17 protein-coding genes are annotated in these 13,629 nt (G+C 33.9%); 5 read left to right on the forward strand and 12 right to left on the reverse strand.

Annotated elements, in window-relative coordinates:
- Nucleotides 1-157 precede the first annotated feature (157 nt).
- Both LC095_RS24380 and LC095_RS24385 read right to left on the reverse strand, forming a co-directional pair.
- On the reverse strand, nucleotides 158-1,186 hold the full coding sequence (locus tag LC095_RS24380) for a SepM family pheromone-processing serine protease (protein WP_226530566.1): 1,029 nt from the start codon (nucleotides 1,184-1,186) through the stop codon (nucleotides 158-160).
- Nucleotides 1,176-1,976, reverse strand: coding sequence for a patatin-like phospholipase family protein (locus LC095_RS24385; protein WP_226530567.1), 801 nt, complete (start codon nucleotides 1,974-1,976; stop codon nucleotides 1,176-1,178). The genes LC095_RS24380 and LC095_RS24385 overlap by 11 nt, the downstream gene beginning before the upstream one ends.
- A gap of 273 nt (nucleotides 1,977-2,249) precedes the next feature.
- On the opposite strand from LC095_RS24385, the gene ylbJ reads away from it, so the two are divergent.
- On the forward strand, nucleotides 2,250-3,446 hold the full coding sequence (gene ylbJ, locus LC095_RS24390) for a sporulation integral membrane protein YlbJ (protein ID WP_226530598.1): 1,197 nt from the start codon (nucleotides 2,250-2,252) through the stop codon (nucleotides 3,444-3,446).
- A 35-nt stretch (nucleotides 3,447-3,481) separates the two neighbouring features.
- Here ylbJ and coaD read toward each other — a convergent pair whose 3' ends face one another.
- Both coaD and rsmD read right to left on the reverse strand, forming a co-directional pair.
- A complete protein-coding gene (gene coaD, locus LC095_RS24395) occupies nucleotides 3,482-3,967 on the reverse strand; it encodes a pantetheine-phosphate adenylyltransferase (protein ID WP_226530568.1) in 486 nt (161 codons plus the stop codon).
- Complete coding sequence (rsmD, locus tag LC095_RS24400; protein ID WP_226530599.1) at nucleotides 3,967-4,536, reverse strand: 16S rRNA (guanine(966)-N(2))-methyltransferase RsmD; 570 nt, start codon at nucleotides 4,534-4,536, stop codon at nucleotides 3,967-3,969. Before rsmD ends, coaD begins: the two co-directional genes overlap by 1 nt.
- 636 nt (nucleotides 4,537-5,172) lie before the next feature.
- On the opposite strand from rsmD, the gene LC095_RS24405 reads away from it, so the two are divergent.
- The gene (locus LC095_RS24405) at nucleotides 5,173-5,562 is read left to right on the forward strand and encodes a methylthioribose kinase (RefSeq protein ID WP_226530569.1); all 390 of its coding nucleotides are present in this window, start codon (nucleotides 5,173-5,175) and stop codon (nucleotides 5,560-5,562) included.
- A 72-nt stretch (nucleotides 5,563-5,634) separates the two neighbouring features.
- On the opposite strand, the gene LC095_RS24410 is transcribed toward LC095_RS24405, so the two are convergent.
- The 5 genes from LC095_RS24410 to LC095_RS24430 form a co-directional block, all read right to left on the reverse strand.
- A complete protein-coding gene (locus LC095_RS24410) occupies nucleotides 5,635-5,907 on the reverse strand; it encodes a YlbG family protein (protein WP_026560488.1) in 273 nt (90 codons plus the stop codon).
- A 196-nt stretch (nucleotides 5,908-6,103) separates the two neighbouring features.
- Entirely contained in the window at nucleotides 6,104-6,547 is a 444-nt protein-coding gene (locus tag LC095_RS24415; RefSeq protein ID WP_226530570.1) for a YlbF family regulator, read from the reverse strand.
- A gap of 80 nt (nucleotides 6,548-6,627) precedes the next feature.
- Nucleotides 6,628-7,059 (reverse strand): hypothetical protein, encoded by a 432-nt coding sequence (locus LC095_RS24420; protein WP_226530571.1) that lies wholly within the window; start codon nucleotides 7,057-7,059, stop codon nucleotides 6,628-6,630.
- A gap of 96 nt (nucleotides 7,060-7,155) precedes the next feature.
- Nucleotides 7,156-7,395, reverse strand: a complete 240-nt coding sequence (locus LC095_RS24425) for a YlbE-like family protein (protein ID WP_226530572.1) — start codon at nucleotides 7,393-7,395, stop codon at nucleotides 7,156-7,158.
- Between the two features lie 32 nt (nucleotides 7,396-7,427).
- Nucleotides 7,428-7,826 (reverse strand): YlbD family protein, encoded by a 399-nt coding sequence (locus LC095_RS24430; RefSeq protein ID WP_226530573.1) that lies wholly within the window; start codon nucleotides 7,824-7,826, stop codon nucleotides 7,428-7,430.
- Between the two features lie 157 nt (nucleotides 7,827-7,983).
- Here LC095_RS24430 and LC095_RS24435 point away from each other — a divergent pair, with 157 nt between their 5' ends.
- Nucleotides 7,984-8,472, forward strand: a complete 489-nt coding sequence (locus LC095_RS24435) for a PaaI family thioesterase (RefSeq protein WP_226530574.1) — start codon at nucleotides 7,984-7,986, stop codon at nucleotides 8,470-8,472.
- A gap of 81 nt (nucleotides 8,473-8,553) precedes the next feature.
- On the opposite strand, the gene LC095_RS24440 is transcribed toward LC095_RS24435, so the two are convergent.
- The gene (locus LC095_RS24440) at nucleotides 8,554-9,627 is read right to left on the reverse strand and encodes a CAP domain-containing protein (protein WP_226530600.1); all 1,074 of its coding nucleotides are present in this window, start codon (nucleotides 9,625-9,627) and stop codon (nucleotides 8,554-8,556) included.
- 1,170 nt (nucleotides 9,628-10,797) lie between these two features.
- Between LC095_RS24440 and LC095_RS24445 the strand changes: the two genes are divergently transcribed.
- Together LC095_RS24445 and ytvI are read left to right on the forward strand one after the other, a co-directional pair.
- Entirely contained in the window at nucleotides 10,798-11,157 is a 360-nt protein-coding gene (locus tag LC095_RS24445) for a YugN family protein (protein ID WP_226530575.1), read from the forward strand.
- A 157-nt stretch (nucleotides 11,158-11,314) separates the two neighbouring features.
- A complete protein-coding gene (ytvI, locus tag LC095_RS24450; protein WP_226530576.1) occupies nucleotides 11,315-12,373 on the forward strand; it encodes a sporulation integral membrane protein YtvI in 1,059 nt (352 codons plus the stop codon).
- A 31-nt stretch (nucleotides 12,374-12,404) separates the two neighbouring features.
- Here the strand turns inward: ytvI and LC095_RS24455 are convergent, their stop codons facing one another.
- Together LC095_RS24455 and LC095_RS24460 are read right to left on the reverse strand one after the other, a co-directional pair.
- On the reverse strand, nucleotides 12,405-12,917 hold the full coding sequence (locus LC095_RS24455; RefSeq protein WP_226530577.1) for a GNAT family N-acetyltransferase: 513 nt from the start codon (nucleotides 12,915-12,917) through the stop codon (nucleotides 12,405-12,407).
- Nucleotides 12,918-13,122: 205 nt separating this feature from the next.
- Entirely contained in the window at nucleotides 13,123-13,590 is a 468-nt protein-coding gene (locus tag LC095_RS24460; RefSeq protein WP_226530601.1) for a DUF420 domain-containing protein, read from the reverse strand.
- Between the last annotated feature and the right edge of the window lie 39 nt (nucleotides 13,591-13,629).

Raw genomic sequence — 13,629 nt, forward strand, 5'->3', positions numbered from 1 at the left:
ATTGAACATAAATATCACCCTCCCAATTAGTTATCTATATTATACCAAATTAACGCGGTGAAAAGTTAAAGTATTCAGATAAAAATAATAGGCTGCCGAGGTTTCTCGACAGCCTGAGAAAGGAATCCCTTTCTCTTAACGATCATCTTGTATTTGATTATGCATTTTTTTGCTCCAAATTATTTAGGTATTCAATAGCTTCATCAAACGTATCCACTGGGATTATTTCCATATCAGTCCCTATCTTTTTCCCTGTTTCAACAGCCTCGTTATAATTTGATGCTTGATCCCCCTTTTCATTTGGTGCAAAGAAAATGTCAATTCCTTCTTTATTAGCAGCAACAATTTTCTGTGATATACCACCAATAGGACCAACTACCCCTTCAGCATTTATTGTACCGGTACCAGCAATTTGATAACCTTTCGTTAAGTCACCTTCGGTTAACTGATTGTAAATTTCAAGTGACATCATGAGTCCTGCTGATGGACCGCCTATTTCCTCCGTCTCAAGCTCAATTTCAGGTTCTACATCCATTTGTCGATCTGTCACCAGTGATATTCCCAACCCTATTTTTTCTGGTTGATTTTGGAATGCAGACAAGGTTATTTTGGCTTCGTCCCGTTTTCCTTCTCGCTCAAAAGTTATAATTACTTCTTCTCCCTCTTTCTTTTTTGCTACATATTCAATAAATTCTTCAGCAGTCTGAAACTCTAATGAATCTACTTTATAAATCCGGTCTCCCACCTCTAATTTTGATGCAGCAGGCATATTTTTTATCACCCCATCTACATAAATACCATTGAATGAATATTCGACTTTTTTATTTGCTTTTTCATACGCAACAGATATAGCGGCTTCTTGAGACACTTCCATCATATGTAATTGTCTGTTCATGTAATCTTTATCTGACTCATCTTCCCTCTTTATGTCTTCTAAAGGGTGAATGTAGTAAAATTCGTTTACCTTTGCCCACACGTATGTTAAAGGATTTGCACGTCCAAACCGAACTGTTGTTAAGGAAAAGCTGCCTTTTTCATCATTAAAACCATTTTCCACCTTAATTATTGGTTCAAGCTCAGACGCCATACCAGGTTGGGTAATGTAAAAAGGAAGCTTTATGAAAGACATAATTAGCAACATAATTGCTAATACCAAACCTGAACGCAAAATTGTTCTACTCTTCATCAGAGCAATTCTCCTTCCACTTCTCAATTAAATCTTTTATTTTAGGAATATGCTGTTTAGCTTCCAATTCTCCTATCTCAATGATTTCCTTAATGTTAGTAAATGCCCGTGAGCTGTACTGTTCAACATGTGGTCTAATCATTACATCAGAAGCAATTTCTCTATGATGTACTAGTTCATCCTGCATAATATCCAGACTTTGAAGAATTACATCAAATATTGAGGTGATATCTTCATTTTTTTTAACATGTGATACATCCACTGCTATCACAATATCAGCACCCATAGATTTCACAACTGACACAGGCACCCGGTCTACTACACCACCATCCACCAATAGTTTACCATCAATTTTTTCAGGAACAAAGATCCCTGGAATAGCAATACTAGCACGAACTGCTTCTGCAACAGGGCCACTATTAAATATAACCTTTTTTCCATCATATAAATCTGTGGCCACAACGGCAACAGGTATATCTAATTCCTCAAATTTTTTTTGGTGAGTAAATAATCGAATAAGTTCTTTCACTCTGTTTCCAGAAATAAAGCCCATCTTTGGAACAGTGTAATCTAGATAATATTTTCGCTTAAATGCTAGGGCAAATTGATATAGTCTTTCCAAACTAATTCCAGCAGCATAGAAACTTCCGACTAATGCCCCCATACTACTTCCCGCAATAAGGTTAATGGGTATTCCTTCTTCTTTTAGTACCTTTAATACCCCTAAGTGTGCAAAGCCTCTTGCTCCACCTGATCCAAGCGCTAGTCCTATTTTAGGATCTCGTTCCAAGGAGAGTCCCTCCTTACTTTGTCTATGTTTATCATGATATCAAGAAATGATTGTACATTTATTTGAACCTTTTGTTAGGACTATATTATTCAAGCATGATCAAACTAATGTATAAACTGGTGCAACATTCTTATGGTCTAAAAACTACACCTATTCACGTATATTGAATTAATGAGAACTGTACAAGTACTTGAATTTTTATTTCTAAGTACTTGTTGCTTAAAAGATACTAGGGGGCGTCATATTTTGGGTTTTTCATCAAAACTAAAGACAATGTTCATCGCCATATTTATTAGTGGTTTAACGATTGCGATTATTCTCAATCCTAAGGAATCACTCGATGCTTCTCTAAGAGGCTTAACCATATGGTGGGAAGTTGTCTTTCCATCATTACTTCCCTTTTTTATTGTATCAGAACTTCTTATCGGATTTGGGGTTGTAAGATTTATAGGAGTTTTATTAGAACCATTAATGAGACCTGTATTCCGGGTTCCAGGGGTTGGTGGATTTGTATGGGCAATGGGAATGGCCTCCGGTAATCCGGCCGGTGCCAAGCTTACTGCCAGAATGAGGCAAGAAAAACAACTTACAAAAATTCAAGCGGAGCGATTAGTGTCTTTTACAAGCTCCTCAAACCCTTTATTTATCTTTGGTGCTGTGGCAGTAGGTTTCTTTGATAAACCTTCCCTTGGGATTTTATTAGCAGCTGCACACTATCTAGGAAATCTTTGTGTCGGCCTTACGATGAGGTTTTACGGTAAATCTGATGAAACATTTAAAAACGGTAAGAAGAGGTTTTTCCCCTCTCCTACACACGCATTTAAGGAGCTTCATTCAACAAGGATCAACGAAACCCGACCTCTAGGAAAAATGCTTGGAGATGCTGTTATTTCCTCCATACAAACCTTATTAATGATTGGTGGTTTTATAATCCTTTTTTCAGTATTTAATAAAATCTTAGCCATCATTCAAGTTACACAGCTGATCGCTGTTGTTTTTTCTGGTGCCTTATCACTTTTTCATATCGCTTCAGATCTTAGTGTTCCTTTAATTACCGGCATTTTTGAAATTACACTAGGTAATCAACTTGTAAGTGAGACAAACGCTAGTTTGCTTGAGAAAGTTATGATTGCAAGTTTTATCTTAGCCTTTGGAGGATTATCTATTCAAGCCCAAGTTGCAAGCATTTTAGCTGATACTGATATTCGGTTTAAACCTTTTTTTATTGCAAGAGTTTTGCAAGGTATTTATTCTTCTATTATCGCTTTTCTTCTCTTTAGGCCAATATATCTCAATCTAGAATCATTTAACACTAGTGAATTACCCGTTATGTTAATGAAACATGGCCCCGGCTTGGCTAAAGATTATTGGGAAATGATTGTACAAAGTGGTCCGCTAATAACAATTATTTCGTTACTTTTCTATATTTTTCTATATGGTAAAAGAAATGTCTTTACGAAAACGAGTTAATTGTACAACAAAAGGTGAGGGGAGGGCCTCACCTTTTATATGTTTGAAAATTTATTTTTCAATGCCATCTCCACAACCTCAGGGACTAATTCTGAAATATTCCCTTTGTATTTAGCTACTTCCTTTACAATACTTGAGCTTAAAAATGAGTATTGATTATTTGTCATCATAAAAAAAGTTTCAATATTTTCATCTAGTACACGGTTCATAGACGTAATTTGCATTTCGTATTCAAAATCTGATACTGCTCGTAAACCACGTAAAATAGCTTGAGCTTTTTTTTCACGAACATAGTCTATTAATAAACCCTTGTAAGATTCGACAATAACATTAGGGATTTCTTTTGTTACCTCCCGAATAAGTTCACACCGCTCTTCTACTGTAAAAAGAGGTTGCTTTGACGAATTATTTAGCACACAAACATAGACTTGATCAAAAACCTTTGCTCCCCTTTTTATAATGTCAAGATGTCCGAGGGTAATTGGGTCAAAACTCCCGGGACATACAGTAATACTACTCATTACGATTCCTCCCCCTTTTTATATTGATAAATTGAAATTGAACTCATTCCATATGTTTCATGCTTTACTTGTATAAAATGCCCAATTTCATGATCCAGCTGAACATCTGATCCATGTTCAGTAATAATGAAGCCATTTTCAGTCACGACATGATTATCACTGAACTTTTCAATAAGCGCTTTCAACTTTTGTTGCTTATACGGTGGGTCTAAAAAAATCAAATGAAATTGAAGGCTTCTTTTAATGATAGCCTTAAGTGCTCTTTCCGCATCATTTCGATAAACTTCGAAACTGTCTGCTTTTATCTGACATAGTTCTAAATTTTTATGTATTGTTTGAATTGCCTTTGTCTCACGATCAACAAAAACACATTTCTCAATTCCTCTACTCAGTGCTTCAATGCCTAAGCCACCACTTCCAGCAAAAAGATCTAAGGCAATACCTCCATCAAAGTAGGGGCCAACCATATTAAAAATAGCTTCTTTCACTTTATCGGTTGTTGGCCTGGTTGTCACACCTGGTACAGCTTTCAACTGGCGACCCTTAAAATTTCCTGATACAACTCTCATCTGTTTCACCACTACTTCTAATTTTTACTTTTTAATATTTGTATTATGCATCAAAAAACTTGATTTTTCCCGCTTCCTATTGAGAAGATATTTGTTTCCTTATACTCTCGTTCATAATAATTTTTACCGATCGTATAATGTGGATTGAAATTAATTAACCTAAAGAATCCACTTTTCAAGTTTCACTTTATCCTACCACAGCCATTCTATAGGATACAATCATTTCCTTTCTAGACGTACTTAGTCATTAAGCCTATAAATACCTTAGTATCTAAATAGAATTTTTTTGAAATTATCATGTATACAGATAGATGAAATGGTGATAATGAGTAGTAACAACATCGATTCGTTGATGTTGTTGCCAACCGCGGAGAAGACTTACGTTTCCCCATAAGTCTTTCCTCCGGTTTCTCCTCTCCCTTTGCCTTCAGCCTTTAGGAAAAAGGTATTGAAGGACCCTGCAGGATTTACCTGTAGGGTTTTTTTTGTATTGTTCAGCAATTCAACTAACCTAACAGATATAAATAATTGAATAGGTATTTAAATTAGAGTCCTACCCTCTTAACTTTTTAATTGGTTCATGCTATAGTGATATTCGGTAAAATGTACGGATAAAAGATCATTAGGGGGATAAATATGATTCAACGATTCATTGAACTTGGTGAAGGATATTCGGATATATATGAATTAGTAGAAACTTCCAAGGCTAATCAACATAGAGTAACTCAGTTAATAGCATTACATACGAAACGTAACACAAAAGAAGTTACTTCACTTGTTGTTATTATGAAACCAACAGAACCTGGAAATTTTCAAGCTATTTATATTTGTCGTGAGGGAATTTCTAACCCCAATTTTATTACAAACAAACGTTATGAGTTATTTAAAGAGCTTGCAGAATTATTACATAAACAAATTATTGAAATTGAAGTTAAACCTTCATCAATGTTTAACGAAATAGACTTATATTACCAATATTTAATTGGTATTCTCCGTTTAAATCACTTCTTACCACCATTACAGTGAACACTTTCATAAAATAGCTGTAAATAAAAAGAATGGTTGAAGGTGACTAACCCTCAAGCATTCTTTTTTGTTTTATAGCCCTATCTTATAATCGTATTCTTTCGCTTTATCAACCTTTGATTCAAATTCGAGCTTTAGAAATGGTTTATATGAAGGTTCAACATGTTTAACAAACGAGTACGATGACAGTCTTTGAGTCGTTTGCTCCACAACATCCATATTGCAATAAAGCACAACATATTTTAATCGCTTTGAAACATAGTGTACATTACCAAACTTCCTAAGCATTTTTAATTGCTTTAATGTATGAAGCCAAACCACAATACCTTGACGCTTTTCAAACATACTCATTCTCCCTTAATATCTAAACAGAATGTATAATTAAATCTAATCATTAAAAGTCTAGCAAAAATTTCGACTTCAAACAATATTTTGACAAAAATTAAGCAGAAAAACACGGTTACCGCCAAAAAATGGCGGTAATCGATGCATTTTCCTATACATTTATCCTTAAGTAAATAATACGAGTGCTAGACTCGCTTTATGAAACTTTACAGCCGCAGCTTCCTCCTGTACCACAACCCCCACCACAGCTTGATTCGAAAAATGGATTCCCGGTAGGAACCTTTATATGAACAGAAACAGCTTGACCTATTTGAACACTGATTTCATCTAGTAGGGACTGAACTTCGTTTTCCGCCTTTTTAAAATTTGCGACATGATCATTTAAATCCACGGTTCTTTTAACATCCCTCAACTCTTTTGTAATTTTCCGATAATCTGGATGATATTTACCGAAGCGTTGAACATCTTCATATAATTCCTTAATTTTCGTAAATTCACTAATTAGTTGCTGTGCTTCTGTATCATTTTTTAATATATGATAACAACGGCGATACTCTTTTACAATTTCTGATTGAAGTACCCAGCTCGCAAGTTGTTCTGCTTGATCTATTATCTTTGTGCTTTCAAGTGTAGCAAACATAGAGTTTTAGCACCTCCGTTACCCATTTTAACACGAATAACAGAAAATGAAAAATAAAGAGCGTCATCACATGATTGGGCTTATCTAATGTTAACGTCCAATGATTTTTTCAATTGATAATCAGATGAATCATTATGAACAACCTTTATCATAAGATGATGTTTTCCCTTCTCTAACCCCTTTATAATAAAGGCCGCTGTGAAGATCTCATCGACTTTTTTACCGTCAACATACACTTGCATATGGCCTTCTCCGTTCATATTCGCCCCACCTTTTTCCGTAAAAGTAAAGGATGGGATATAACATTCCACATAAATATTTTGACCTCGTACATGGTGATTAATAACTATGTCTTTAGGCTGTTTTAGACTAGAAACTTCAATTGCAGATTCTGATGCTTCCACAATATCAAGCGGCACAACGCTCATGCTTCCTTTCGGTCTGGGCTTATCCTCAACACACCCTGATAAAATACATAAAAAACATGCAAAAATTAAAACAAAACGATTCATATTCATTAGCCTCCTTTATTTTTATTGTTTACAGAGACTTAGAAAAACATGAATCGTTTCAGAGAACTTATTGGATAACAATACTCAACCAAGTTCTTAATCTTGTTGTCTCATAGATTGAAACATCGCGATCATCATAGATGCCATCTGAACAGAGTTAGAAAATTGTTGAACTCTGTGTGGAATTGTTTTTTGATAATAATTCATCATATTTAGCTCCATCGAATCAAGATCACTGGGATTTCTGGAAAGTTTTCGATACCAATACGGTTGTTCTCTTATAAATCTTACCCGTTCTTCATTTGCCTGAATGTATTCTTGAACATCCTTTCTCATAGCTTCCCCCTACCTTATCAATACTTACTTTATTAATCCTTTCTAAATGAAAAAGGATGTTGACTTGAGGCAGAAGAGTTCTGTCCAGATCCTTTAGAACCAAATTGATCAAACAATCCTTGTAATGTCGAAATCGTGCTACTCATATTGGTTAGATGATGATTAACGGTATTCATATCCATTTTCTTTACAGCAGTGAATAATTGATTCATGAAATCTGCTTTACTTGTTTCGTCTTTTTCCTGTGTTTCATTAGATTGTTCGTCTTTATATTGTTGCCATATCATATCGTTTTCTCCAAGTAGATACCAATCTTCAAATACTTCTTGCCAGTCTTTATTCCCTTTTCGAACTTCTTGAATAAGTTTTGGATGCTTTTTCACAAAATCTTTAAACTGTTGAACGGATGGATGGTTTTTTTTCGATGTCATTTCCTCACCTCATTGATTCATTTGCCTATAGTATCTTATTTTCTAATCAGCAAAACTGTTCGCCTAATATTTTTTAGTATTAATAAAATAATGTGGAATTGAAAATCAAATGAAATATTTGGTAAAATAATACTAACCAAAAGGAGAGGGTAAAAAGATGAAAAAAGAGAAATTGCTGCAATTAACTAAAGAAGTACTTGATCAAGCAAATGAAGAAGATCAATATGTAATTGAACTTTTATTAAAAGGGTTAAAAAAGATACAATATCATGAACAAGGATCCTACATAGGTGCTCTCCTTCACGCCACATCTGAATATAGAGATGAGCAATTTTATATAAAAATACCCAATACACCTATTATACAAAATGCATTAAATATTGTTCATGGAGGGATTACAGCTACGCTGCTTGACTCAGCAATGGGCGGACTCGTTCATCACGTACTTCCACCTGATAAGGCGGCGGTTACGACCGAAATTAAAATAAACTATGTTGCGCCAGGTGTTGGAAAAGAACTATCTTGTACCTCACGTGTGATTCATAAAGGAAATAAAACAGTTGTCACAGAAGGACAGGTATTCCGGGATGATGGAACTTTAATTGCTCATAGTACCGCTAGCTTCTTTATAATAAACAGGCAATAGTCATTTGCTATTTAAAAAAATAAGGTGTCAAACCATTCCCCTTAATGAGTTTTGGTTTTGACACCTCTTTAAAATACTTACTTAATTTGAATTCCAGGTTGTTATAAAATTTTGAGTGTAGTATAGACCATCTACACCGACCCCTAGATGAGTAAAATCTTCATTCAATAATGTATCACGGTGTCCCTTGCTATTTAACCAACCTTCGCTAGCTGCAATGCCATCAACATACTGCGCAGCAATGTTTTCTCCAGCCATTTGGTATTTTATCTCTTGCTTTGACAATCTATTGACAAGACTTCCCTCAGTTGGAGATTCGTGTGCAAAATAATTATTTTCTTTCATGTCCCTGCTGTGTAAAAATGCAACTTCTGAAGTAGCTTGATCCCATTTTACTCTTTCTAAACCATGTCTTTTACGAAGCATATTCGTAATAGATAGAATTTGTTGTTCTGCACCCTCTTCTATTCTCTCCCATTTTTCATCCGGTATTTCTTGAGGCTTAATTAACTCACCACGATAAGTCACTTCATAAGATCTCTGTTTTATAAAAGTTTCAGCGTCTAACAATCGAATACTTGATAATATACCATCAAACTTATCAATATATAATTGAACATATATATCGCCCATCTTTATCGTGGGTCTGGTATTCATATCCTCTTCTGAAAATTCAAATCGATAGGAGTTTCCTTCAAACTCTAATGACAGACTAGACGAAACAGGTTGAATTTTAAACACTTCCTGTACAGATTGTCCAATTTGAAAAGGATTCACATTAACCTCGCTACCAATTGCATAAACTGTAACAACTCTTTGATTTAATATTCCTATTTGGATATATTCGTTTTCAGATATATCGTAAATCCACCAATCATAATCATAGGCAGAAGGATCAATCCTATCAGGTTCACCAAGCAGGGCTGTAATTTCCTCTGAAGATTTTTCCATTAAAGACAAAACACCTTCATTTGGTACAGTTTCTTTACCCACATCCGAATGCTCTTCTTCCGAGTTTGTTAATTCCTCATTTGAGATTTGCACATTTTCTTCTTCATGTTGTTCATTCGGAGTATATTGGCCGTAATAAATAAATAGAGTATAACTAATAAAAATAATAACGAAAATGATAATTGTCCTACTAATCACACGCAGTTTGCCCACCTCCCTTTAATTACCTTCTGTTTTTCTATCATTATATGTGACCTTAGAATAGATATTCTGGTTATAGATTCCAACATCCTTGAACATAATTAAGCTTAACTAAGCTCTTTCTTTCATTATTACCACGACAATTAAATCTAAAACATGAACAAAAGTCTTACGAATATTGCCTTACTTCCTAATCTTTTTACTTTTATTGTACCAAAATTGTGAGTAAATGGTGATTAAAAAGCATTGTATTAAATCATAATTAAAGAGAGATTCATTAATAACTTTCTATAAAGATGTAATATTCATGTTTACTCTGTTTTTCTTTGTTTTTTTGTTCTCTTCTTCTACAACTGCTAGTAATGGTCTGGTAAGGTCAACTAACTATTATTGGGAAGGAAAACATTTCCCAATAATAGAAGTTTCACTTTGCCACACCAATAACTGGCAGTAATATTTAGTTTAATTATAATTTTTAGGACTACTCTGTTTTTCTTTGTTTTTTTGTTCTCTTCTTCTACAACTGCCAGTAATGGTCTGGGTAAGGTCAACTAACTATTATTGGGAAGGAAAACATTTCCCAATAATAGAAGTTTCACTTTGCCACACCAATAACTGGCAGTAATATTTAGTTTAATTATAATTTTTAAGACTACTCTGTTTTTCTTTGTTTTTTTGTTCTCTTCTTCTACAACTGCCAGTAATGGTCTGGTAAGGTCAACTAACTATTATTGGGAAGGAAAACATTTCCCAATAATAGAAGTTTCACTTTGCCACACCAATAACTGGCAGTAATATTTAGTTTAATTATAATTTTTAGGACTACTCTGTTTTTCTTTGTTTTTTTGTTCTCTTCTTCTACAACTGCCAGTAATGGTCTGGTAAGGTCAACTAACTATTATTGGGAAGGAAAACATTTCCCAATAATAGAAGTTTCACTTTGCCACACCAATAACTGGCAGTAATATTTAGTTTAATTATAATTTTTAAGACTACTCTGTTTTTCTTTGTTTTTTTGTTCTCTTCTTCTACAACTGCCAGTAATGGTCTGGTAAGGTCAACTAACTATTATTGGGAAGGAAAACATTTCCCAATAATAGAAGTTTCACTTTAACTTTTGCACGTATTTAAGCTATAATAAATTACGTGAAAAGGCTTTAGGAGGGAATTTAGATGAGAATGGAAGATACAGGTATAGAGGGTATTAAGATAGACTTATCACGTTTAGATGAACTTATGGATGAGATTGGTTTAGTTCGTGCAGGGCAATGGGATTATGAGCGAGTTACATATGACCGTAAGATTGAAACAAAAGGTGATATTTTCTACCTCCGTGTTCAGGCATATGCTGTTGAAGGAGATATTGGCGGAAGACATGCTGTTGTAAAATTAATGACACCGCTTTTAGGCAAACATTATTATCCACATGGTGTTGAATATGGAGAAGGGGAAGAATTTCCTGTAGCAGTAGTCAACACAAGCAAAAACTTACTTTCACAAGTAGCAGAAGAACTAAAAAAAGTTCAATCTTAATATCTACAAATACTAAATATGATAAAATAAAAAAGCAAAGGACTAGTCCCTGCTTTTTTATTTTTGTGACTCACATAATTTAATTCTAGATTTATTGTTATTACTTTTTTTGTTTTAAAAGAAAATTAAATACGTTGCATTAGAAAGGGGTTCACTTTTGACCACCATCTTAAACAGAAAAACTCTAATATTTATACTATCGGTTATTATTATTGGTGCAATCACCTTCCTTATTTTGCCGATATCAATTCCACTTATTGTTGCTTTTATAACCGCCCTTTTTCTAGAACCAGCAATTAGATTGCTTCAATACAGAGGAAAAATCAAACGACAACTGTCTGTAGTAATTGTCTTTTTATTTTTTGTGATATTGATAGGTATGATTGGTTATGTATTAACAACTAAAGTAGTTGGTGAGGTCGTTCAAATAGCAGAAAATACACCTACATATATCAATGAGATTACAAAAGTTTGGGAAAATATTGAGGACGACATTGCTAATAAAACACAAGATCTCCCACCAATTTTCGTGGAAGAAATCAGTAACCAAGTAACAAGTTTTCTTCAAAAGACTAGAACAGAATTAACTAGCTATGTCAATATAGAAAATGCCAAGGCAGTAATTACAAATATCCCCACTTATCTTGTTAATTTAATTGTCTACTTAATTGCTCTTTTTTTGTTTATGATAGAACTTCCAAGGTTGAAAACTAAAGCTTATTCATACTTGACGGACAAGACGGCAGAAAAAGTCTCATTTATGATATCAAGATTGGCTTATGTAGTGGTAGGATTTATTAAGGCTCAATTCTTAGTAAGTATAATCATATTTGTCACTTCTTTAATCGGGTTATTATTCATTACACCTGAAATTGCATTAATTATGTCCCTAATTATTTGGATAATTGATGTTATACCTTTAATTGGATCTATTATCATTATGGGACCTTGGACATTATATCACCTTATTACAGGTGATGTTGCACTTGCTGCAAAGCTAGGTATGCTAGCAGTGATATTACTAGTAATAAGAAGAACTATCGAGCCAAAAGTAATGGGCACCCATATTGGACTTTCCCCTTTAGCTCCACTTATCTCCATGTACCTTGGAATGAAGCTATTCGGTGTTTTAGGATTTTTTATTGGTCCTATGATCCTAATTATTTATAATTCTGCAAGAGAAGCAGGATTAATCAAAATCAATTTTAAAATATAGAAGTGAAAGAAAGAGAAACACATTCTCTTTCTTATTCCTCCTCTTTTTGAATTTCCCAAGTAAAGAATTCGCCATCTTTTTTTGTACAGATTAAACCTAATTTATCAAATAGTCGTATTGATTCCTTGTCCTGTACTTCACATTCCATTACAACCTTTTTCACAGCCATCTGATATGTTAACCAGTCAATAAATGCATCAATGGCCTCATATGCTATTGATCCATCTGTTGTAGCTTCTTCAATATGATAAGTTAACCTTACATTTTGTTCTTGAACTGGTTTACCTTGCATCACAATATCTCCAATTATTTTTTTCTCTTCATATAATATAATCATCCATACACCACAGTCTAAATCCTTATCATCCATTTCTAAACTTTCGATATAGTAAGGCAAGAAACCACGCACATAAGCAGACGGCCAACTAGCGGGAATTTCTATGGGAGAACGTTTATCAAGTTCCTTTCGATGGAAAACTAATGATTTGGCAATATCAAGCGAACAGGGTATTATCATTAACCGATTTGTTAAGATTTCAATCAACCCATCCTCTCCCCTCTTTGTATTTTCAGCATACTTGGGAGTAACTATATAATCCATACATATTCATCATTCCATATACAAATGAGGAATTTCACCTTGAGGTAAACTAAATAAGTTCAGAATAGAAAAATTCCTAAAGGATACCTTTTAGAGGGCAAAAAAAATGGTTTAGAATATTTTATTCTAAACCACCTTGAAAATATGTTTAAAAACCTAATATTGCTTTAATAACCGATGTTGTTTCTCCACCGTGATAAAAAACATATAAAAGTAAATACACAGCAACACCTGTTATGGCAGTGAAAAACCATACAATACTTGTTATTGGACCAAGTTTACGATGCTTTTGGTAATTTTTTTTGTAACCTGTTATTAAAGATATAATACCTAATACAGCACCGACAGTCGCTAATGTAATATGAAAAACAAGAAAAATTGTATAGTAGATTTTGATTTCATCTGGACCCCCAAATGCTGTGTTACCAATAAAAATAGTTCTTGAGGCATAGATAATAAAGAATATTATTGCCGCAATCGCAGCTCCAAACATAACTCTCATATGTGCTTCAATATTACGCTGTTTTATTAAATACCATCCAATTGCAACTAATATTGCACTAAGAACGATAAACGAAGTACTTATAGTAGGTAAAATAGGTAAAGATGTATTCATACATGAAATCCTTTCTTTTAATACAGCTTTTAATTGGTA

The sequence above is a fragment of the Metabacillus niabensis genome, from assembly GCF_020524345.1.
GTDB lineage: Bacteria > Bacillota > Bacilli > Bacillales > Bacillaceae > Metabacillus > Metabacillus niabensis_B.

What these genes read in the sequence shown, in the direction of transcription:
- LC095_RS24435 (WP_226530574.1), top strand. Translation starts at nt 7,984, where the DNA reads ATGAAAAAAGAGAAATTGCTGCAATTAACTAAAGAAGTACTTGATCAA.
- LC095_RS24380 (WP_226530566.1), bottom strand. Translation starts at nt 1,186, where the DNA reads ATGAAGAGTAGAACAATTTTGCGTTCAGGTTTGGTATTAGCAATTATG.
- LC095_RS24420 (WP_226530571.1), bottom strand. Translation starts at nt 7,059, where the DNA reads ATGAATCGTTTTGTTTTAATTTTTGCATGTTTTTTATGTATTTTATCA.
- LC095_RS24415 (WP_226530570.1), bottom strand. Translation starts at nt 6,547, where the DNA reads ATGTTTGCTACACTTGAAAGCACAAAGATAATAGATCAAGCAGAACAA.
- LC095_RS24445 (WP_226530575.1), top strand. Translation starts at nt 10,798, where the DNA reads ATGAGAATGGAAGATACAGGTATAGAGGGTATTAAGATAGACTTATCA.
- ylbJ (WP_226530598.1), top strand. Translation starts at nt 2,250, where the DNA reads ATGTTCATCGCCATATTTATTAGTGGTTTAACGATTGCGATTATTCTC.
- LC095_RS24425 (WP_226530572.1), bottom strand. Translation starts at nt 7,395, where the DNA reads ATGAGAAAGGATGTTCAAGAATACATTCAGGCAAATGAAGAACGGGTA.
- coaD (WP_226530568.1), bottom strand. Translation starts at nt 3,967, where the DNA reads ATGAGTAGTATTACTGTATGTCCCGGGAGTTTTGACCCAATTACCCTC.
- LC095_RS24430 (WP_226530573.1), bottom strand. Translation starts at nt 7,826, where the DNA reads ATGACATCGAAAAAAAACCATCCATCCGTTCAACAGTTTAAAGATTTT.
- LC095_RS24410 (WP_026560488.1), bottom strand. Translation starts at nt 5,907, where the DNA reads ATGTTTGAAAAGCGTCAAGGTATTGTGGTTTGGCTTCATACATTAAAG.
- LC095_RS24460 (WP_226530601.1), bottom strand. Translation starts at nt 13,590, where the DNA reads ATGAATACATCTTTACCTATTTTACCTACTATAAGTACTTCGTTTATC.
- LC095_RS24405 (WP_226530569.1), top strand. Translation starts at nt 5,173, where the DNA reads ATGATTCAACGATTCATTGAACTTGGTGAAGGATATTCGGATATATAT.
- rsmD (WP_226530599.1), bottom strand. Translation starts at nt 4,536, where the DNA reads ATGAGAGTTGTATCAGGAAATTTTAAGGGTCGCCAGTTGAAAGCTGTA.